We start from the raw sequence: 19,970 nt of genomic DNA on the forward strand, positions 1-19,970 counted from the left end.
GTCCCCCTGTTTATTTGAGTTTTAGTTTCTTTACATAGTCTTCTTTATTTTCCTGTCGTGCACGCGCAATTGCAAGTGAACTTTCTGGGACATTTTCTGAAATAGTTGAACCAGCAGCTATATAAGCACCTTTTCCAATGTTCACCGGAGCGATGAGATTGGAGTTGCAGCCGATAAATGCATCGTCTTCAACAGTCGTCATGTGTTTATGCTTCCCGTCATAATTGACGACGATCGTACCGCAGCCGAAATTGACGCCGGACCCAACCTCAGCATCACCGATATAGCTCAAATGGGATGCTTTACTGCCGTCTCCGATTGTCGATTTCTTCACTTCAACAAAGTTGCCAATCCTCACCTTGTCGCCCAGTGCGGATTCCGGTCGGATATGTGCAAAGGGACCGATTGTCGTAGCTGCACCAATTTTACTCGCAAGAACGACCGATGAATGAACGGATGTCCCGTCACCGATTTCACTATCAACAATTTGACTGTTTGGTCCGATTGTGCAATTTTTACCAATAACGGTATGTCCTTCAATCATTGTGCCCGGTTGGAGGAGCGTATCCCGTCCGATTTCCGCAGCGGCGCTAATATACGTATTGTCGGGATTGATGATCGTGACGCCATTGCGCATATGCTTTTCAGCAATACGGCGTCGCATCACGCTTTCCGCTTCAGCCAGTACAACGCGGTCATTGACACCGAGCGTCTCGCTGAAATCATCCGTTACAAAAGCCGATACCCTTGCATGTTCGGATTGTAAAATGCCGACAACATCCGGAAGATAATACTCCCCTTGGGCATTGTCATTTTTCACCTTTTTCAATGTTTCAAATAGCGCCTTGTTATCAAAACAATACGTTCCTGTATTGATTTCCGTTACTTTCTTTTCTTCTTCTGTTGCGTCCTTCTGTTCAACATTTCGAAGGACTTCTCCATCTTCGCCCCGGATGATTCTTCCGTATCCTGTCGGATCATCCGCATGGGCAGTCAGAATGGTTGCTTTAGCCCCAGTTGCATTGTGATGGGCAATCAATGCCTCCATCGTTTCCGAGCGGATGAGTGGCGTATCACCGCAAACGACAAGCGTGGTGCCTTCCAGACTCCCAATCAACGCCTCCGCCTGCTGGACGGCGTGCGCGGTGCCTAGTTGCTCTTGTTGCAGTACGTATTCACTCTTCTGGCCAAGCTTTTCTTCTACCGCTTCCGCTCCATGTCCGACAACCGTCACGATTCGGTCAGCGCCTAGACCGTGTATATGGTCGATGACATGCTCGACCATCGGTTTTCCACAAACGGGATGAAGCACTTTATATAAATCGGATTTCATCCGTGTACCCTGTCCTGCGGCGAGGACGATGGCGTATGTATTTGTCATTTGTTTGCCCCCATCATCGATAAGGAATCGAAAACAATTCCTCTTTACTGTTTTCAATATTGACTATAGCTGAATTCAGGCTTTTTTTCAACTACATACCTCTTGACAACCGGTTTGTAATCTCTTATCATTATTAATCTCGTTTTTTACCACTTTTTCCAACGGGGACTCTCTATGTGAAAAGCCGCCTATTTTTACAAACAGGCAGCCCCTTCCCTTTCATATGAAAATACATGCTCCATACGGATCGTACTCATGCACCTGCCCCTTCAAGCACTTCCTCCTTGGCTGAAGCGTGATAGGCGGCAAGCACTGCATCCTGAATTTTTGTCCGTGCATTTGAATTGATCGGATGTGCTACATCCCGAAATTCCCCATCCGGTGTACGCTTGCTTGGCATTGCGACAAATAATCCTTCGTTCCCGTCAATGACACGGATATCGTGAACGACAAACTCATCATCAATCGTAATGGAGGCAATCGCCCTCATTCTACCGTCCGTTTCTACTCTTCTCAACCTTACATCCGTTACTTCCATCCGTTACCACTCCTTTTATCATTACAACGCATGACGTCTATATTCCACAAAAGTAAGCGTTTTCCTCCCGTGAAAACAAAATTTTTCAAAAACTTTTTCTAAAACGGCTGTTTTTTTGAAAATAAATCAAAACGTAAGCGTATTTGAGATGTGGCGGGATGGGAAAAAAACCGCCTGGCTATCCAGGCGGGTCTGAATCACTTGTCCGTTAGAGCAATGACTTCGATTTCAATTTTCACGTCTTTTGGCAGTCTCGCCACTTCAACCGTTGAACGTGCAGGTGTATGTGAGCCGAAATGTTGTGCATAGATTTCGTTTACAATGCCAAATTCATTCATATCTTTAATAAAGACAGTTGCTTTAATTACCTGATCCAATGAAGAACCGGCTTCGGCAAGAACAGCTTTTAGATTGGCGAATACTTGATGCGTCTGCTCTTCGATTGCTCCTTCAACGAGCTCTCCTGCCGGCGTCAATGGAATTTGCCCGGATGTGTAAACCAAACCGTTAGCGATTACCGCTTGTGCATAAGGACCGATTGCCTTTGGTGCATTCTCTGTTGCTACATAATTCATCTCAATTTCCACCCTTCGTAAAATAGTTTCCTTCGTCCAATTCAATCGTTCGATCTTTTTCATTAACCCCATGAAGCTTCACAAGAGAAAGATAATTATCGACTAAGACTTCTTCATGATGGACGGCTTCGACGAGGACCGCTATACCGGCAAGCTCACAACCGAACTCTTCCAGCAAATTCTTCATCCCTACCATCGTTCCGCCGGCCTTCATAAAGTCATCTGTAATCAGCACTTTTTGTCCACTCTGCATGCTTCTCTTTGATAATACCATTGTTTGTATACGTCGTGTCGACCCCGAAACATAATTAATGCTCACAGTTGACCCTTCCGTCACTTTGCTATCCCGTCGGACAACGACGACAGGAACATTCAAATGGCGGGCGATGGCATGGGCGATCGGAATCCCTTTTGTCGCGACAGTCATAATCGCGTCAATTTCCCTATCCGCGAAGGCAGAAGCAAACACTTTGCCGACACGGTCCATAATACGGGGATTGCCGAGTAAATCTGTCATGAACAAATATCCCCCCGGCAATAATCGATCTGAATGGCCCAGCTCATCCTTTAAAAGGGCGATGACGTCACGGACTTCCGCTTCTGTCGTTTGGGGTACAAACTTTGCACCACCTGCAGCCCCGGATACCGTCACCAGTTTTCCCGTGCCTTTCTCTTCGAACGTTTCCTTCACAATGGTCAGATCTTCACTTATGGAAGACTTCGCCGCTTTGTATCGTTCTGAAAAGAAAGTCAACGGAATGAGTTCATGTGGATGTTCTAACAGATGGCGGGTCATATCGACTAATCGCTCGCTCCTTTTCCACTTCACGGTACCAACTCCTAAATCCGAATCTTTTAATCGTACATTATCATAATCGTACGTTTCTAAGCAAGAAAATGACGTTCTCCAATCATTCGAACGGCATACACTTCTGAACAGAAGCCCTTTAGTCCGTTATAAATGCGCGGCACTCTTGACTCATGTTTTACAAGTCCGAAAACCGTTGGACCACTGCCACTCATCAGTACCGCATCTGCACCGAATTTTTTCATCTGTTCCTTCAGAACGGCCACTTGCGGATGAATGCTCATCGTCACCGGTTCGAGAATATTGCCAACCGAAGCACACATTTTTTCATAATCCCCCTGCCTTAATGCATCCATCATGCTCGCTGTATCGGGGTGATCCATCTTTGACAGGCGCAAGTTGCCATAGATGTCTGCTGTCGACACAGAAATCGGCGGCTTCGCAAGGATGACCCAGCAATTCGGCGGGGCCGGCAAACTTTGGATCTTCTCTCCCCGCCCCGTCGCGAGGGCTGTACCGCCATGGACACAAAAAGAAACATCCGAACCGATGCTTGCACCAAGCTCCGCTAACTTGTCCGCACTGAGCCCCAAATTCCACAGTCGATTCAATCCACGCAATGTGGCTGCCGCGTCCGAGCTCCCACCGGCTAATCCAGCGGCTACGGGAATGCTCTTTTCAAGAGTAATTTCTACACCTTTCTGAATGTCATATCGTTGTTGAAGCAATTCTGCGGCCTGGTAGGCCAAATTTTTCCGATCGTTCGGCACGAATCGTTCAGATGCCTTAATGATGATGTTTCCATTCTCTGCAGGACGCAACCAAACCCGGTCGGCCAGATCGACCGTCGTCATGACCATTTCCACTTCATGAAAACCATCCGGTCGCTTATGTAATACATCCAACGTCAAATTAATTTTCGCGGGGGCCTTTTCATATAACATCCAGCCACCTCCATTCCAGCTTATCGTTGTTCCCTATTTTACCATAGGGCGAATTGTTTGCGTCGTGAAATAGATGTATTTCTAAAGTAGGGAATTTTTGACGTTTCCAGTTATCATAAATGATCTGTGCTGATATATTTTATCCGTTCTCTCCAATCAATTGACAATGTCAAAAAGAGCTCTATTCGTCGTCAAAAGGACAAGCGAATAGAGCTCTTCTTTGTCAGCCTATCTTGGATTTAGGGTAATTCATAGCGGTTTGTTATTTTGTGCTACTCCTCGTTCGGCCATTTCAATAGCACGTTTCACCATATTCCCAGCGTCCCGTGCTTTGATGCCCCCCCAACCTTCTCGCTCAACAACATCGTAAAAGCCAAGCTCTTTCGCAATTTCTTCCTTCAAGTGCTCAGACATAATACCACGTTTTCTCGCCATTCGGTTTTCCTCCTTTTTGGCTGACAAACACAGTATGTGCGAAAGACAAGAAAAAACACCTGTGCAAATCACTTCGATGCGAAGTGTCTACACAAGTGTTTTTTCAAAAAAATGAAATGAATTGAATCATAAATGCTGTTATTATTTGATGACAAACGCAGAGGAATCTGCGTCATCGAGAATCGTTATTTCAACCGCTTCGGTTAAAATATCTGCGTAGCTGTAAGATACCCTTTCAAACGCATTTTCGTCTTGGTCAAGTTCGACTACGAATACAGCACGATACGTTTCACGCAGTACTCCAGCACGTTCGATTGTCTTCTTTCGACCACCGTTCGCTTTTACTTGCAGCCGTTTACCAAGATGAGAATCCAATGACTTCTTAATGTCCGCTAATGTTTTTGGCATGTCGCTTACACCTCACTAAGTATAAGCATAACACTTTTAAAAAGTTCTGTCAATTAAAATGTTTATTTTAACAATGGACCATGCATCTTGTCAATCTTTTTATTATTGAACTAGTCATTTTTTTCGTAGAAAAGTTGATTTGTCCTTTTCTTTTTTATCTTCCCTTGCCAAATTCCTCATACAAGGCATTGGACAGCTTTGCAAATTCTTGTATACTCAGCGTCTCTCCACGTCTGCCCGGCTCAATGCCTGCTTTGTCAAACGCCTGTAAAATCTGCTCTTTTTTCGCTTTCCCATCTGGCAACGACGTTTGTAAATTATTAAAAATTGTTTTTCGCCGTTGAATAAAAGAACCTTTGGATACTTGGAAAAGGAAGTCTTCGTCGATCACCTCTGCTGGTGCCACTTCTTTCCTTGTCAGGCGCAGAACGGCTGATTCCACATTCGGCTGCGGCATGAATACCGTCTTCGGCACGATCATCGACACTTCCGCATCCATATAGTACTGGATGGCAATGGATAAAGAGCCGTAAGCTTTTGTCCCCGGAACAGCTGTAATACGATCCGCCACTTCTTTTTGCATCATGATGACCATGCCGGAAATTGGAACTTTTCCGAGCAAGAACTTCATAATGATCGGTGTTGTCACGTAATAAGGTAAATTGGCTACGACGACCACATCTTCATAATCCGTAAAATGATCCGCCATGACTTGTGTGAGATCGGCTTCCAATATATCCTGATGAACAACTGTCACATTATCGTAAGGGGATAATGTATCTTCTAATACAGGTAGAAGTCGACCATCGATTTCAAAAGCGACGACTTTCCCTGCACTTCTGGCAATATGTTCTGTCAATGCTCCGATGCCAGGGCCCACCTCAATGACACCCGTCTTCTTTGTGAGATTTGCGTGCGCAACGATATTACGCAATATATTTGGATCGATCAGGAAGTTTTGTCCTAAACTTTTTTTAAATGAAAATCCGTATTTATCAAGAATTTCTTTTGTCCTGACCGGAGTCGCAATATCTTTATTCATCTTTTTCCTCCTTGTCGAGAACTTGCAATGCTTCTTCCAGTCGATCCTGTCCAATTCGGAACATTTCCAACCGTTTTTTTAAACCTTTGCCGTTTACATGACCGATCTGCAATAATTCGCCGAGTTTCTCTCGCCGCCTTTTGGCATCAGGATGACCCATCAGTCGAGCCTCCATTAAATCAGCGAGCGAAATCGTCACAGTCGGTTGGTCATCCAGGCTATAGACTGAGCGCAATGCTTCGCGAATATCCTCATCGGCAGCGTGTTCAATGCCGACGCCTTTGCCGTTTTTTGCAATGGTCAGCTTTTTGTCCAAAAAAGCATGTTTCACACCTGGGACACGTTCTTCGATAATGGAGCGAATTCTTCTTCCTGGATAATCGGGATCCGTAAAAACAATCACACCGCGTGTTTTCACTGCATGTTGAATGCGTACAAGCGTTTCATCGTCAATGGCTGAGCCATTCGTCTCAATTGTATCCGCGCCTGTCGCACGCCTTATAGCGATAGTGTCCGACTTTCCCTCCACAACAATAATTTCTTTTATATTCACCAAAATCCTCTTTCCCATTCTGTTCTTACTTCAATTTTACTCTGCATGGACGCAGAAGTACAGAAAGGCATACGGAAGCGGTTGCCAAACGGCTCGGTTTCCTCATGCAAAAACGAAGTGCAACGCAATAATCCGCAGGACTTGTAACAGTCCTGCGGATTGCAATCTATTAGTCGATGATTTTCATTTTCACTTGGCGTCTTCCAAATTTATAGGCCTCAGACTTGGTCGGGACATGTAGATCGATTTTCTTCCCTTTGATCGCGCCGCCTGTATCACCTGCGACCGCGTATCCATAGCCTTCCACCCACACTTTTGAACCGAGTGGGATCACTTTCGGGTCAACTGCGATGACCTTCACATTCGGGTTCGCACGCAGGTTTATGCCTGTATGCGTAATACCCGAACAGCCATTGCAATAAGCCGTATAGGCCGTAGCCGTTACGTAAAATTCCTTACCTCCAGAAGGTTCCGCATTACTGCGGGAGACACCGACACCGGATGATGCACTTGCAACCATTTTCTTTGTACCGACCGCCACAATTTTCTTCTGCGGTTCGGTTATCGTCGTTTCCGCCAATAACGTACGGGAAACTTCTTTACCGTTTTCCTTCACCACTTCGAACTTCCGGGATACGGTTCCTTTTTTACCTTCTTGAACGACTTTTTCGCGTCCTTTCAGTAATTTCGGATCATTGCGCGTTTCCACGGCAAAGTTCGCCGGTTCTTCCACTACATCGGTGACCTTTTCCACTCGTACGACCTGCACAAAAGAGCCGGGCTTCAAATAGCCATCCGCCTTTCTGTTCAATCGGTCGTCTTCATTCAAATGAATGTTCTCTCTCTTTAAAAAGTCAGCGACCGTAGTCGAAGTGGACCATACTGTCTTCTCTTCTCCGCCAACTTCCAATGTCACTTCAAATGCCTTTTCGACGGCAATTTGATTGTCTGCCCCGACTTCCTCATCCAATGCTGGGCTGACCTGGTCATGCTCAGTAACGTCGATGTCGGCTTGTGCCAGAACATCTTTTACTTTATCTTCAGTCGTCCAGATTGTTGTATTTTCCGGTCCGACCTGTATTGCAATTTCTTTTGCCTGTTCCCACCTAACCGACAAACCTTCTTCGATCGGTGTATTCACTGAGGGTGTTACTACATCGAATTCGGCAACTTCGATTTCCTGAGCGGAAAGAAGTTCACCAACTGTATGTGCATGTGTATTGATTGTTCGTTTTTCACCGTTCACTTCCAATGTGACCGATTGTTTCGTCCCTTCAAATAGGACAAGGGAAATGATAGCAACAAATAGGGTGATAGATAGGACTGTCACCACAACTTGTTTACTCCTCAATGACTTAAAGAACAGGTTTTCCATGGATCTATTTGACATGAAAAAAACTCCTCCTTCATCACTCGGCTGATTATAAAGGTTCCTTTTCCAAGTGTCAACCTATCCAGAATTGCTCTATGACATTACTAGAGACAGTCAGCCATTTTCAAAGTATAGGGAACATCCTCTTAATCTATTCATTCAATCTTAAATATTTTTAATGCGTTCGCGGTTGTTTGACGTGCCACTTCTTCAACCGGCATTTCCTTCAATCGTGCAATTTCCTCAGCAACGAGTACGACCCACGCAGGTTCATTTCGCTTGCCCCTGTTCGGGTGCGGAGCAAGATAAGGTGCATCCGTTTCGATGAGTAGGTGATCGAGCGGAATTTCAGTTGCCACCTCTTTTGGTGTTTTCGCGTTTTTAAACGTCACCGGTCCGCCTAAAGAAATCATGAAGTTCATCTGTATGCATTCTTTTGCCGTTTCAACACTTCCGCCAAAACAATGCATGATCCCACCTGTTATCTCCGCCTCCTCTTCTTTCAAAATACGGACGACATCCGCCGTTGCATCGCGGTTATGAATGATGACCGGGAGCTTCACTTTCTGTGCAAGACGGATCTGCTTCCTGAATAATTCTTGTTGGACTTCTTTGGGGGATTTATCCCAATAATAATCCAGTCCCGTCTCTCCGATACCGACGACTTTCGGGTGTGCAGCAAGCGACTCAATCCACGCCAAATCCTCCTCTGTGCAATCGATTGCATCGACCGGGTGCCAGCCGACTACTGCGTAGACAAATGGATATTGTTCGGCAAGCTCCATCGCTTTAGTAATGGTTTTTCGGTCGAAACCGACCACAACCATTTTTTCAAGTTTTGCATCAAGCGCACGTTGGATAACCGCTTCTACGTCTTCTTCATATTGGTCCGCATTTAAATGGACATGTGTGTCTATGAACATGTTTTGATCGCCTCACAATGGTTTTATTCTATTCGAACGAATTGTATCATTTGTTACAAGTTGTTTACAACTTCGTAACAACTCCGTAATTTCTATAACAAAAAGAAAAATATAAAGTGCCTTATACTTGTCATCGAGCTCTATATTATCCGGTTTATTTGCCTAACAAGGTTTGTAATTTTTACTTTCAAAAAAAGAAAAAGAAACGGCGCGTACACAAATACGCCGTTTCCGTTTAATAATTATTTGACCTATACGATTATTTAACCTGTGCGCCGTTTTCCAATGATGGATCAACAGTTGCCAGTTTTAAAATACCTTCTGACTTTCCTGCTAAAATCATACCTTGTGATAGTTCTCCGCGTAATTTGACAGGTTTCAAGTTCGCTACAACAATCACTTTCTCGCCAACTAACGACTCCGGTTCGTAATGTTCTGCAATACCGGACACAACTTGTCGTTGCTCGTAACCAAGATCCAATTGCAATTTCAACAATTTGTCCGCTTTTGGCATTTTTTCACATGCCGTCACAGTCGCAACGCGTAAATCGACTTTCATAAAATCATCAATTGTAATCTCGTTGACCTCTTCGACTTCTTCCTGTTCAGCCGGCTCTGTCTGTGCAGGTGCCGTAACCGCCATTTGGTCGCGGATATAGACGACTTCTATGTCCGGATCGAGACGCGGGAAGATCGGCACACCTTTTTCAACAACTTTCGTGCCTGCAGGAATCGCTTCAAGGTTTCCAAGCGTATCCCATGCCAACCATTTTTCATCTAATCCGAGTTGGGCGACAATCTTTTTAGGTGCTTCCGTCATGAATGGTTGTAGTAGCACCGCAATATGGCGAAGCGACGATGCAAGATGTGCCATGACCGAAGCTAACTTTCCACGGTCTGCCTCTTCTTTCGCCAATACCCAAGGGGATGTTTCGTCAATATATTTATTCGTGCGGGATACGAGCGCCCATAATTCAGCAAGAACAACACTGAATTGCATATTTTCCATGGCGGCTTCATATTTTTCTACAGTTTCTGTCATGAATGACGTCAAACTTTCATCATAGGCTGTCGGTTCCAGTCCTTCTGTCGGTATTTCGCCGTCAAAATATTTATTAATCATCGACACAGTCCGATTCAATAAATTCCCTAAATCATTCGCCAAGTCATAGTTCGTACGTTCAACGAATGACTCCGGCGAGAATACGCCGTCTTGACCAAATGGCAATTCGCGAAGTAGGAAGTAACGTGTCGCATCCAGTCCGTAACGCTCGACCAGCATTTCCGGATAGACCACATTGCCTTTCGATTTCGACATTTTACCGTCCTTCATCATGATGAAGCCGTGCGCAAACACTTTTTTCGGCAGCGGCAAGTCCAGCGCCATAAGGAAGATCGGCCAGTAAATCGTATGGAAACGGACAATATCTTTTCCGACGACATGAACATCTGCCGGCCAATATTTCTTGAATAATGAATCGTCATCGGACTGATAGCCAAGCGCTGTAATATAGTTTGTCAAAGCATCAACCCATACATAGATGACATGCTTTGGATCGCCAGGTACTTTGATCCCCCAGTCGAACGACATACGCGAAACGGATAAGTCTTCAAGACCTGGTTTGATGAAGTTATTGATCATCTCATTTTTACGGGATTCCGGTTCGATGAATGTCGGATTGTCTTCGTAAAATTGCAGCAATCTGTCCGCGTATTTCTTCATATTAAAGAAGTAAGATTCCTCTTTCACTTTTTGCACTGGGCGTCCGCAATCTGGACAATTGCCGTTGTCCAGCTGTCCTTCCGTGTAATACGTTTCACAAGGAACACAATACCAACCTTCGTACTCCCCCTTGTAAATGTCACCATTATCAAGGAATGTTTGGAAGATCTTGTCGACCGCTTGTTTATGACGCTCTTCTGTTGTACGGATGAAATCATCATAGGAAATGTCCATGATTCCCCATACTTTTTTGGAAATTTCTGCGATGCCATCGACATATTGTTGCGGTGGCAACCCAGCTTCTTCCGCTTTCTCTTGAATTTTTTGTCCGTGCTCATCCATTCCTGTCAAAAATCGGACATCGTAGCCACGCAAACGCTTATAACGTGCCATCGCGTCCGAAGCAACCGTCGTATACGCAGTACCGATGTGGAATTTTCCGCTCGGATAGTAAATCGGGGTTGTAATATAAAATGTATTCTTCTGTTCAGCCACGAAAACTCCTCCAGTGTAAATAAATATACTTCCTATTCTATCGAAAGCCCCCTTCCGATACAATGAATTTCACCATCATTCCTCTTTAACAGTGCCTCTAATTGTCTAGCCATACCCTCTTTTTGGCGTTTCTATAAGCCAAAATCCGCTTTGGCGACATTCCTTGAAGAGCTCAATATTTCGCCAAGGAAAACATTCGTCACTCGAAGGACATAACCTCAAAACCGCCTTAAAGACTGTATTTACTTAACTTCTATCATCCTATCGGCTATCTTCTTTCCATATCTAGTAAAAAAACTATTATTTTTCACATAATTTTGAGAGAGACTTATTGACGTAAAATGGAAGACTTGGTATGATAAAAAGCAGACAATAGAATTATGTCGAATTTTGACGAAATTTCAAGTATTGGAAGGAGTACTTATAATGAAATCAACCGGTATTGTTAGGAAAGTTGACGAACTTGGACGTGTAGTCATTCCCATCGAATTGCGCCGTACATTAGGTATCGAACAGAAAGATGCCTTGGAGATCTATGTTGATGATGACAAAATTATCTTGAAAAAGTACATGCCGAATATGACTTGTTCAATTACAGGCGATGTGTCTGACGACAATTTAAGCCTAATCGGCGGCAAGTTGATCTTAAGCCCTGCAGGTGCAGAACAATTGATCAATGAAATTCAAGAAAATTTAAAAAGATGATATTGCACTACAATTATCCAGAATGGCGAGCCGTTCTGGTTTTTTTGTCCACCCCCGTTCCTTTTCGTATTCATCTACCAAAAAAGCGCCGCTTCGTTGGACTTAACCTTCTTAGCATGCGCTTCGCTTTTTATTCTTCTTCGACGTGGTACGCTTGATAGACATCACGTCGGCTCAATCCTCTTTCCGTTGCCACTTCCCGAATTGCCTCTTTCGAACGAATTTCTTTTCTTTCTATTAATAAGGCGACATGCTCACGGATACTCAAATCGTTCCACCATGCCGGCTGTTCTTCCTCTACAGCACCATCGCCTCCTTCAATTACAATACAGAACTCCCCTCGCACTTCATGTGTTTCTACCCAATGAACGGCTTCTGCCAATGTGCCGCGGAGAAATTCTTCAAAACGTTTTGTTACTTCCCGTGCAAGAACAACTGAACGCTCCCCGCCAAAACTTGCATCCAACGCAAGCAATGTCTCTTTTAACCGATGGGGCGCTTCGTATAAGATGACCGTTTCTTCCCGGTTTTTTAAAGCTTCCAATTGACTACTCCGCTCTTTTTTATGCCGAGACAAAAATCCGAAGAACAAAAAGGGTTGAGGGACTAATCCCGATGCAACTAGTGCGCTAATGGCTGCATTCGCCCCAGGAACCGGAACAACGTCATAATTTGCAGCAACCGCTTTCGCTACAATATCCGCCCCTGGGTCCGAAATGCAAGGCATTCCGGCGTCACTGACAAGAGCAACTGACTTACCATCCTCCAACATTTTCAAAATCTTTTCCCCGCCGACTTCGAGATTATGCTCATGATAACTCATTAGCGGTGTCTGAATATCGAAATGGTTGCAAAGCCTGATGGTGTTTCGCGTATCTTCCGCCGCTATCATATCCGCTTCCTTTAATATTCTTATGGCTCGGAACGTCATATCTTCAAGATTGCCGATCGGCGTCCCGACAAGAAATAACTTTCCGCCTCCCGCTTCAGCACTTTTTTGTGACTTCATGCCCTTTTTTCCCCTTTCCGATATACCGTTCTTTCGATTCTCTTGTCAATTGCTTAAATCGATATTCTGCCTGCATCGCTTCCCGCTTCGTTTCAAAACTTTCGTAGTAAATACAATGGACAGGTTTTCTCGCGCGTGTATATTTTGCCCCTTTTCCTTCATTATGGACTTGGATACGCTTCTCTAAATCGTTTGTATAGCCTGCGTAATAGGAACCATCTTTGCACTCCAACACGTAAAAGAAATGCTCAGTTTTCTTGTCCATATAACAGCTGCCTCACTTCTTCCGTATAAGCTCCATCCGCGCCATACACATAGAGTGGGGGCAGTATTTTCAGATCTGGTTTTCCGTCTTTAATCCCCTCGATCAGCAGTGTATTCGCTTCTTTTCCCGCTTTCGGATAAACAAAACGAATCCGCTTAGGCTCCAATCGGTTGGCACGCATCGCCGTCACAATATCGAGCAAACGTCCCGGACGATGGACAAATGCCGCTTTTCCACCTTGCTTCAATAATTCACTCGCCGATTGGATCGCTTGTTCAAGAGTTAGCCTGAGTTCATGTCTCGCAATGGCAACATGCTCTGACAAATTCTTTTCACTCGCCTCGTATGCTGGAAAATAAGGTGGATTACATGTCACCGTATCGTATCTTTCATAACCTAATCGGGATGCAATGTTAATGACGTCATCGTTTACGACGTGAATTCTGTTTTCCAATCCATTGTAACGGATACTTCTTTCCGCCATATTGGCCAAACGTCCCTGCAATTCGACCGCAGTAATGTCTGCATTCGTCCGTGCACTTAAAAACAAGGGGATAGCCCCATTGCCCGCGCATAAGTCGACAATCTTTCCTTTGCGGATCGGAACATAAGCAAACTTTGCTAACAAAACGGCATCCAAGGAAAAAGAAAATACAGATGGGCTTTGAATAATCCGTAAACCTTCCGCCAATAAATAATCAAGTCGCTCATCGTCTTGTAATATGTTTTCCATCTACTTCGCTCCTCAAAAAAGAAAAACCGATACCTATAGATTTATAGGATCGGCTCACTTCATACGTTTTGTTTATTTAAAAAGGAGAGGCAAAAAAGACAATCTTCTCCCTTTCTGCTGCTACCATAATGGACGTTGCAGACGTGAAACCCTTCGTTATAAAGACGCGCAAGGTTATCAACACCTTCCCCGACATCCACTTTTCCCGTTTTTTTCTTCGGTTGTTTCTTATTCGAAGATTTTGCTTGTTCATCGATTTCTTCAAGCCGCTTACGCAAATGATGGTTTTCGAGTTGAAGCGAATGGTTCTCTTCCGTCATTTGCGCGACGAATCCAATCAATTCGCGGAATTGCTTATGTGTAGATTCAAGTTGCTGCTCGAATTCCATAATTCTGTCCAGAAAGTTCCTTTCTTTCAACTATTCCACCTCATCATTTCATCAATTGAGCCATATTGTTTTGTTGATTCAGCAATTCTTCTAACGAATATTCCAATACATGATCCTGCTCAGTCAGATTTACTTGAAGGAGACGCTCAAGCAAATTCAGACCAACAACCTTTCCAACCCCGTCCGGCGTATGAACACGCGTTCCGACATCTGGCATAAGCGCTTTCGCTTCTTCATAGTCATCATTTTCATATTTCAGACAGCACATAAGGCGTCCACAAAGGCCCGATATTTTGGATGGATTCAGTGACAAGTTCTGATCCTTCGCCATCTTAATCGACACCGGTTCAAAATCGCCGAGAAATGTCGAACAACAAAGCATTCGTCCGCAAGGTCCTATACCACCCAGCATTTTGGCCTCATCCCGTACACCAATTTGGCGCAACTCAATTCTTGTCCGGAAGATGGACGCAAGGTCTTTGACAAGATTGCGGAAATCGACACGACCTTCTGCTGTAAAATAAAAGACTATTTTGTTTCGATCGAATGTATATTCAACATCGACCAGCTTCATCTCCAACTTATGCTCCAAAATCTTATCTACCCCCGTACTGAAAGCCCTTTCGGCTTCGATACGGTTTTCTTCCACTTTTTCCTGATCTTCTTGCTGTGCCGGTCGAATGATTTTCTTCAATGGAAGCACGACATCATTTTCATCGACTTCCCTTATTTGCCCTGCCACTTTGCCATACTCAATCCCTCTGGCAGTCTCGACAATGACATAATCTCCCTCGACAAGATGAAAATCGAGCGGATCGAAATAATATATTTTACCCGCTTTTTTAAAGCGGACTCCGACAACTTTATACAACGAGTAACCCCTCCTGCATGCTAAGCACCAATTGTTCCATTAACAGTGTACGGTTCATATTGCCATGCAGCTGCTTTTTCGCCTGTAAAATTGCATCCATATGGGCTGACAACTTGCTATAGGTCATCTTCATGGAAAGACTTCTTGAAAATTCTTGCTGGTCCGGAAATGTAGGAACAGATTGCAAGCCCGCTTTATAGGCAACAATATCCCGATAAGCATAGAGAAGCAAGTCAAGCCCTCTTTCCGTTTCTTCTTTCTCCTTAAATAAGGAGGCCCAATCCGATTGGATGAATAGCAGCGCTTCTTGGACATGTAAATCTGATGCTTCAACTAATTTTAACACTGTTTTTCGCATGTGTGCAAACTGATCGTCATTTGCTAAATGAAAGGCCTCATCAGGGTCAGCAGTAACCATCGTGACCGTCGCTGCCATCGAAGTGGTAACCCCTTTCTCTACTAACTTTTCAATCATCCTCTCTCTGGAGGGTGGATGAAAAGAAATCCGCTGACATCTTGACTGAATGGTCGGCAAAATCGAGTGATACGCTTCAGTAAGCAGTATCGCTGTCACTTCGCCTTCAGGTTCTTCAAGAAATTTCAGCAATGTATTTGCCGCAGCGACATTCATACGCTCAGCTGCAGCTATAATGTAGATTTTCCGTCCGGCCTCATACCCTTTTTTCGTCATCGTGAAAATCAGGTCAGACATTTGTTCTTTCTTTATATCCTGTCCATCTGGACGAATCATTGTAATATTAGGGTGATTCCTGGAAGTGACACGGCGACAAGAATGACATGTTTCACATGGAACACCACTTTCAGGGCGATCACAAAGAAGCAATTTAGCGAAATAGAGAGCAATCGCTTCTTTCCCGGTTCCTCGCTCACCATCGAACAAATAAGCATGCCCAATTCGGCCATTTTGAAATGAAGTGGAAATACGCTTCATCACTACATGTTGCTCTTCAAAAAAACGACGTTCAGTTTCATCTGTCATCTTGAACACCTCCTTGTTCATTCACAACTCGGGATATGGGTTATGCGGATATTAATTTGTACTTGCAAAAACTTAATTGAATATCAGGAATTCAAAATAAATATAATACTTTTATATTTTCTAAAAAATCCCGTGTTTCTAAAAAACCAGAAAACACGGGATTACATGTATAGATTAATAAGAAGTCCTTTGATTTCACCGATTTTAGCCAATAAATCGACAGACGTCTTTTCTTCATCCAACAAGTCTTCCGCTAATTCTATAAGCTTTTCGTCAATCGTTTCCACAAGCTTCAAACGACGTCCTTCACCGAACTGGTTCCAAGTATGGGATTGCTTTAGGCCCAAACCGGATTCAACAGCTTCCTTCAAAAAACGGCGAACCAACATTTTAAACTTTGCCATATCCCGTAAATTACGGGAACGTGCAATTCGATCACCTGCCGCTGAAATATCGCCCATTAGTCGAGTAATCTGTTCGCCATGAAGACGTTGCTCTTGTTTCATGACCATTTGACCGAAACGCGCTCCGCTTTGTGTTGACTGCAATGGATCGCTCCTCAGCTTATCCAGACCGGCCCTATAGTCGCTATTGACTTTCATTTCGGCTCACCTCGGTCCATCAAAAATGGTGAAATTGTTCAATAGGAAGAACAAACACAGTTGCTCCACCCACTTCCACCTCAACCGGATAGGGAATATAGGAGTCTGCATTGCCTCCCATCGGTGAAACAGGCGCGACCATTTGATCCCGTGAACGGCAATTTTCCCGAATGAGTTCAAGTGCCTTAGGTACAAGGCTATCATCGGTACCAATAAGGAATGTTGTATTACCCGATCTCAAAAATCCACCCGTACTCGCCAATTTCGTAGCCCGGAAGTCATTTTTAGTCAATGCTGTCGATAATCGATTGCTGTCCTGATCCTGTACAACTGCCACAACCAATTTCACGGTAATCTCCCCTTTTCATCCGCTTTGTAATCATTATATCATGAATCCAGCGATTAAATGAATTGTGTGCCTATGATTTTCCAAACATTTTCCGTCACGAGCTCTTTCGGTAACGATGCATCCGTCAATTGAATTCGATTAGGATAACGTCGGATTAGCTCTTGATAACCTTCATAAACTTTGCGATGAAACTGGAGGCTTTCGTTGTCTAACCGATTTTCTTCACGCTGATCATTTTTCGCAATCCGGGCAAGCCCCACTTCCGGATCAAGATCAAAAAATACCGTTAAATCTGGCATAAGCCCACCGATTGCAAAGGCATTGATTGCCCATACCTCATCGATACCAAGCCCTCGTGCATAGCCTTGATAAGCAAGCGAACTGTCCACAAACCGATCACATAAAACCGTATAGCCTTCCTGAAGGGCAGGAATCACTTTTTCGGCAAGATGCTGTCTTCTCGCCGCAGCATAGAGTAATGCTTCAGTTCTTGCATCCATTTCCCTATGATCATTATCCAATATGATTGTACGGATTTTTTCTGCAATCCGGATGCCTCCCGGTTCACGCGTCAGAAGTACATTTCGGCCATCCTCTTTCAGGCGATCATAGATTTCCTGTATAACCGTCGTCTTTCCCGCCCCTTCCGGACCTTCAAATGTGATGAATTGACCTTTCTGTACCATGTTATTCTTCCATTCCTTTCTTTACGACAAGCATTTGTTTTTCATGAACCCGGACTGCACCTTGGAACTTGGCTCCCATTCTTTGCAATTCATCCAAATAACGGACATCTTCTTCCGCTACCCGTTCGCCACTTATTAAAAAGGGGATGCCCGGCGGATAAGGAATAATCGAACCTGCCATTACACGCCCGGCTGATTGTTCAAAAGGTACCCACTCAGACTCCATTTCTGCAACTTTTGCGAATGAATACACAGGGCTTGAAATCTCTTCATTGAATATAGACACTTCCGTTACAACATTAGCGTTATGCCGTATTTCCAATTCTTCAACCGCCTGCTGGATATGACGACAAGTTTCTTCAAACGGATAGTCCGTTTCCGATTTTAATAGCGGCAGCACAAATAGTACTTGATAAGGATCTGCAAGCTCACTGTACACACCTTGCTTTTCCAAACACCTTTGAAGTTCAAACCCCGAATAACCTTCCATTCTTAATAGAAGCTTAAGCGGATCATCCGATTCCACCGTTTGCAATCGAGTTATCGTTTTCAACTGTTCGATAAATGCCAGACGCTTCGTCGTGAATGCGGCTTTATCTTCCTCTGTATAGGAAGCGATATACGAACGCGCATCATCAAGTGAAGCCATCAATATATATGAAGGGCTACTGGACTGTAGCATTTGTAAATAATGAGCAATTAGTTGACTCGAGACAAATTCCGATTTGACGTGTAGGAAAGATGCCATTGTCATCGCAGGTAAAGTCTTATGCGCTGAATGGACGACGACATCCGCTCCAAGTTCCAAAGCCGATTTCGGAAACGGTTCCCCGGCAACAAAATGTGCACCATGCGCTTCATCCACCAGCACAGGAATTCCGTAAGAATGACAAATTTCAATTGTGTCTTTCAACTCTTTCCCTGTCTTCCCATAATAGGTCGGATACGTCAGGATAACCGCTTTCGCATACGGATATGCCTCAATCGCCCTTTTCATTGTGTCAGCTGTCAAAACACCCGCCGACTTTGTAGAATTATCCCAATTCGGCGATACATACACCGGCTTCGCTCCCGTCAATTCAATTGCATGAAAAACGGATTTATGAGCATTGCGTTGAACGATAATTGTATCACCTGCTCGACAAGTCGCATACACCATCGCCAAATTCCCGACAGTCGAACCATTCACAAGGAAAAAACTGCAATCGGAAGAGTAGGTCGATGCCAATAGCTGCTGCGCTTCCGCGATTACACCCGCAGGCTCATGAAGATCATCCAACCCTTCCAGTTCAGTGAAATCATAGCGAAGAGCACTACGTAGCTCCCTTGGGAAGCCTGATAGCTGCCCATGTTTATGTCCCGGTACGTGAAATGAAACCGGATTTGCTCTTTCAAATTCTAGAAGCTTCCGGATCAGCGGACGCTCATTATATTCCATTAAACCAATACCCTCTTTCTTCTATATCTAAGGGAAGGTATGAAATCGAAAAAATACCTTTTACCAACTATCAATTCTAACATACAAAAAAGTCATTACCTATTTAAATAACGCCGGCACGACTTGCATCCTGCGGGCTCGGGCGGAATTGAACAAAGATGGGGGCTTTGAGCGCTGGCATGAGGTTTTGATCGCTTAGAGGTTACTTTGAGCGAGGGAGACGGGGATTGATCGCTTGTGAAGTAGCTTTGAGCGTTAGAGCGGGAGTTTGATTACTTAGAAGTAGCTTTGAGCGCTGAAGTAAGACAATGATCACTTGAAAACGATTTTGAGCAAATGAAGTAGAGGAATGATCATTTGGCAGTTTTATTGAGCCCAGAAGTAGGAGATTGAGCGCTTAGTGAAAAGTTTGAGCGGATAAAGCAGGAGAATGATCGTGTGGTAAGTGGTTTGAGCGCTCTGACAGGAGTTTGAGCGCTTGAAAGTTACTTTGAGCGAGGGGAACGGGGGATTGATCACTTGTTGGAAATTAATTTGTACCCTTGAAGCATTGGAATGATCTTTGCACAATTGCAGAAGCTTCCGCCCCTTCCCTTTCTCGCATTCCATTAAATCAATACAAAATGAACCTTCATTTTTCTATTTATAAGCACAAAAAAAGCCATTACCTATCGGCAATGACCTTGACGCCTGGCGACGTCCTACTCTTGCGGGGGAAAACCCCAA

Annotated in this window: 23 protein-coding genes; 1 reads left to right on the forward strand and 22 read right to left on the reverse strand. The window is 44.2% G+C overall.

What is annotated here, in order from left to right:
* Positions 1–10: 10 nt before the first annotated feature.
* The 12 genes from glmU to metG all read right to left on the reverse strand — a co-directional run bounded on the left by glmU (position 11) and on the right by metG (position 11,197).
* Positions 11–1,381 carry a bifunctional UDP-N-acetylglucosamine diphosphorylase/glucosamine-1-phosphate N-acetyltransferase GlmU gene (gene glmU, locus MHZ95_RS19645; protein ID WP_239392502.1) on the reverse strand — a complete coding sequence of 457 codons (1,371 nt, stop codon included), beginning with the start codon at positions 1,379–1,381 and terminating at the stop codon, positions 11–13.
* Between the two features lie 253 nt (positions 1,382–1,634).
* Positions 1,635–1,919, reverse strand: coding sequence for a septation regulator SpoVG (gene spoVG, locus MHZ95_RS19650; RefSeq protein WP_239392503.1), 285 nt, complete (start codon positions 1,917–1,919; stop codon positions 1,635–1,637).
* Positions 1,920–2,116: 197 nt separating this feature from the next.
* Complete coding sequence (locus MHZ95_RS19655; protein WP_239392504.1) at positions 2,117–2,494, reverse strand: RidA family protein; 378 nt, start codon at positions 2,492–2,494, stop codon at positions 2,117–2,119.
* A 1-nt stretch (position 2,495) separates the two neighbouring features.
* Entirely contained in the window at positions 2,496–3,323 is an 828-nt protein-coding gene (gene purR / locus MHZ95_RS19660; RefSeq protein WP_239392505.1) for a pur operon repressor, read from the reverse strand.
* 56 nt (positions 3,324–3,379) lie between these two features.
* On the reverse strand, positions 3,380–4,246 hold the full coding sequence (gene ispE / locus MHZ95_RS19665) for a 4-(cytidine 5'-diphospho)-2-C-methyl-D-erythritol kinase (protein WP_239392506.1): 867 nt from the start codon (positions 4,244–4,246) through the stop codon (positions 3,380–3,382).
* Between the two features lie 249 nt (positions 4,247–4,495).
* Positions 4,496–4,681: a small, acid-soluble spore protein, alpha/beta type gene (locus MHZ95_RS19670; RefSeq protein WP_239392507.1), complete on the reverse strand. Its 186-nt coding sequence runs from the start codon at positions 4,679–4,681 to the stop codon at positions 4,496–4,498.
* Positions 4,682–4,822: 141 nt separating this feature from the next.
* Entirely contained in the window at positions 4,823–5,089 is a 267-nt protein-coding gene (veg, locus tag MHZ95_RS19675) for a biofilm formation stimulator Veg (protein WP_239392508.1), read from the reverse strand.
* A gap of 154 nt (positions 5,090–5,243) precedes the next feature.
* Complete coding sequence (gene rsmA / locus MHZ95_RS19680; protein ID WP_239392509.1) at positions 5,244–6,131, reverse strand: 16S rRNA (adenine(1518)-N(6)/adenine(1519)-N(6))-dimethyltransferase RsmA; 888 nt, start codon at positions 6,129–6,131, stop codon at positions 5,244–5,246.
* Positions 6,124–6,684 (reverse strand): ribonuclease M5, encoded by a 561-nt coding sequence (gene rnmV / locus MHZ95_RS19685; RefSeq protein WP_239392510.1) that lies wholly within the window; start codon positions 6,682–6,684, stop codon positions 6,124–6,126. Before rnmV ends, rsmA begins: the two co-directional genes overlap by 8 nt.
* Before the next feature lie 169 nt (positions 6,685–6,853).
* Positions 6,854–8,074, reverse strand: coding sequence for a resuscitation-promoting factor (locus MHZ95_RS19690; protein ID WP_239392511.1), 1,221 nt, complete (start codon positions 8,072–8,074; stop codon positions 6,854–6,856).
* Between the two features lie 137 nt (positions 8,075–8,211).
* The gene (locus MHZ95_RS19695) at positions 8,212–8,979 is read right to left on the reverse strand and encodes a TatD family hydrolase (RefSeq protein WP_239392512.1); all 768 of its coding nucleotides are present in this window, start codon (positions 8,977–8,979) and stop codon (positions 8,212–8,214) included.
* Between the two features lie 259 nt (positions 8,980–9,238).
* Positions 9,239–11,197: a methionine--tRNA ligase gene (gene metG, locus MHZ95_RS19700; protein ID WP_239392513.1), complete on the reverse strand. Its 1,959-nt coding sequence runs from the start codon at positions 11,195–11,197 to the stop codon at positions 9,239–9,241.
* Positions 11,198–11,623: 426 nt separating this feature from the next.
* Between metG and MHZ95_RS19705 the strand changes: the two genes are divergently transcribed.
* Positions 11,624–11,902, forward strand: a complete 279-nt coding sequence (locus tag MHZ95_RS19705) for a transition state genes transcriptional regulator AbrB (protein ID WP_239392514.1) — start codon at positions 11,624–11,626, stop codon at positions 11,900–11,902.
* Positions 11,903–12,032: 130 nt separating this feature from the next.
* On the opposite strand, the gene rsmI is transcribed toward MHZ95_RS19705, so the two are convergent.
* From rsmI to MHZ95_RS19755, 10 genes are all read right to left on the reverse strand, one after another.
* Complete coding sequence (gene rsmI, locus MHZ95_RS19710) at positions 12,033–12,911, reverse strand: 16S rRNA (cytidine(1402)-2'-O)-methyltransferase (RefSeq protein WP_239392515.1); 879 nt, start codon at positions 12,909–12,911, stop codon at positions 12,033–12,035.
* Positions 12,889–13,176, reverse strand: coding sequence for a GIY-YIG nuclease family protein (locus MHZ95_RS19715; protein WP_239392516.1), 288 nt, complete (start codon positions 13,174–13,176; stop codon positions 12,889–12,891). Before MHZ95_RS19715 ends, rsmI begins: the two co-directional genes overlap by 23 nt.
* Positions 13,160–13,909 (reverse strand): tRNA1(Val) (adenine(37)-N6)-methyltransferase, encoded by a 750-nt coding sequence (locus MHZ95_RS19720; protein WP_239392517.1) that lies wholly within the window; start codon positions 13,907–13,909, stop codon positions 13,160–13,162. Before MHZ95_RS19720 ends, MHZ95_RS19715 begins: the two co-directional genes overlap by 17 nt.
* Before the next feature lie 59 nt (positions 13,910–13,968).
* Positions 13,969–14,328 carry a DNA replication initiation control protein YabA gene (yabA, locus tag MHZ95_RS19725; RefSeq protein ID WP_255726876.1) on the reverse strand — a complete coding sequence of 120 codons (360 nt, stop codon included), beginning with the start codon at positions 14,326–14,328 and terminating at the stop codon, positions 13,969–13,971.
* A 13-nt stretch (positions 14,329–14,341) separates the two neighbouring features.
* Positions 14,342–15,169, reverse strand: coding sequence for a PSP1 domain-containing protein (locus tag MHZ95_RS19730; RefSeq protein ID WP_239392518.1), 828 nt, complete (start codon positions 15,167–15,169; stop codon positions 14,342–14,344).
* Complete coding sequence (holB, locus tag MHZ95_RS19735) at positions 15,162–16,169, reverse strand: DNA polymerase III subunit delta' (RefSeq protein ID WP_239392519.1); 1,008 nt, start codon at positions 16,167–16,169, stop codon at positions 15,162–15,164. Before holB ends, MHZ95_RS19730 begins: the two co-directional genes overlap by 8 nt.
* Before the next feature lie 161 nt (positions 16,170–16,330).
* Positions 16,331–16,771 (reverse strand): YaaR family protein, encoded by a 441-nt coding sequence (locus MHZ95_RS19740; RefSeq protein ID WP_239392520.1) that lies wholly within the window; start codon positions 16,769–16,771, stop codon positions 16,331–16,333.
* A 19-nt stretch (positions 16,772–16,790) separates the two neighbouring features.
* Positions 16,791–17,120, reverse strand: a complete 330-nt coding sequence (locus tag MHZ95_RS19745; RefSeq protein ID WP_239392521.1) for a cyclic-di-AMP receptor — start codon at positions 17,118–17,120, stop codon at positions 16,791–16,793.
* A gap of 53 nt (positions 17,121–17,173) precedes the next feature.
* Positions 17,174–17,806 carry a dTMP kinase gene (tmk, locus tag MHZ95_RS19750; RefSeq protein ID WP_239392522.1) on the reverse strand — a complete coding sequence of 211 codons (633 nt, stop codon included), beginning with the start codon at positions 17,804–17,806 and terminating at the stop codon, positions 17,174–17,176.
* A gap of 1 nt (position 17,807) precedes the next feature.
* Positions 17,808–19,244: an aminotransferase class I/II-fold pyridoxal phosphate-dependent enzyme gene (locus MHZ95_RS19755; RefSeq protein WP_239392523.1), complete on the reverse strand. Its 1,437-nt coding sequence runs from the start codon at positions 19,242–19,244 to the stop codon at positions 17,808–17,810.
* Positions 19,245–19,970: the final 726 nt, after the last annotated feature.

Source organism: Sporosarcina sp. ACRSM, assembly GCF_022346545.1.
Classification (GTDB): domain Bacteria; phylum Bacillota; class Bacilli; order Bacillales_A; family Planococcaceae; genus Sporosarcina.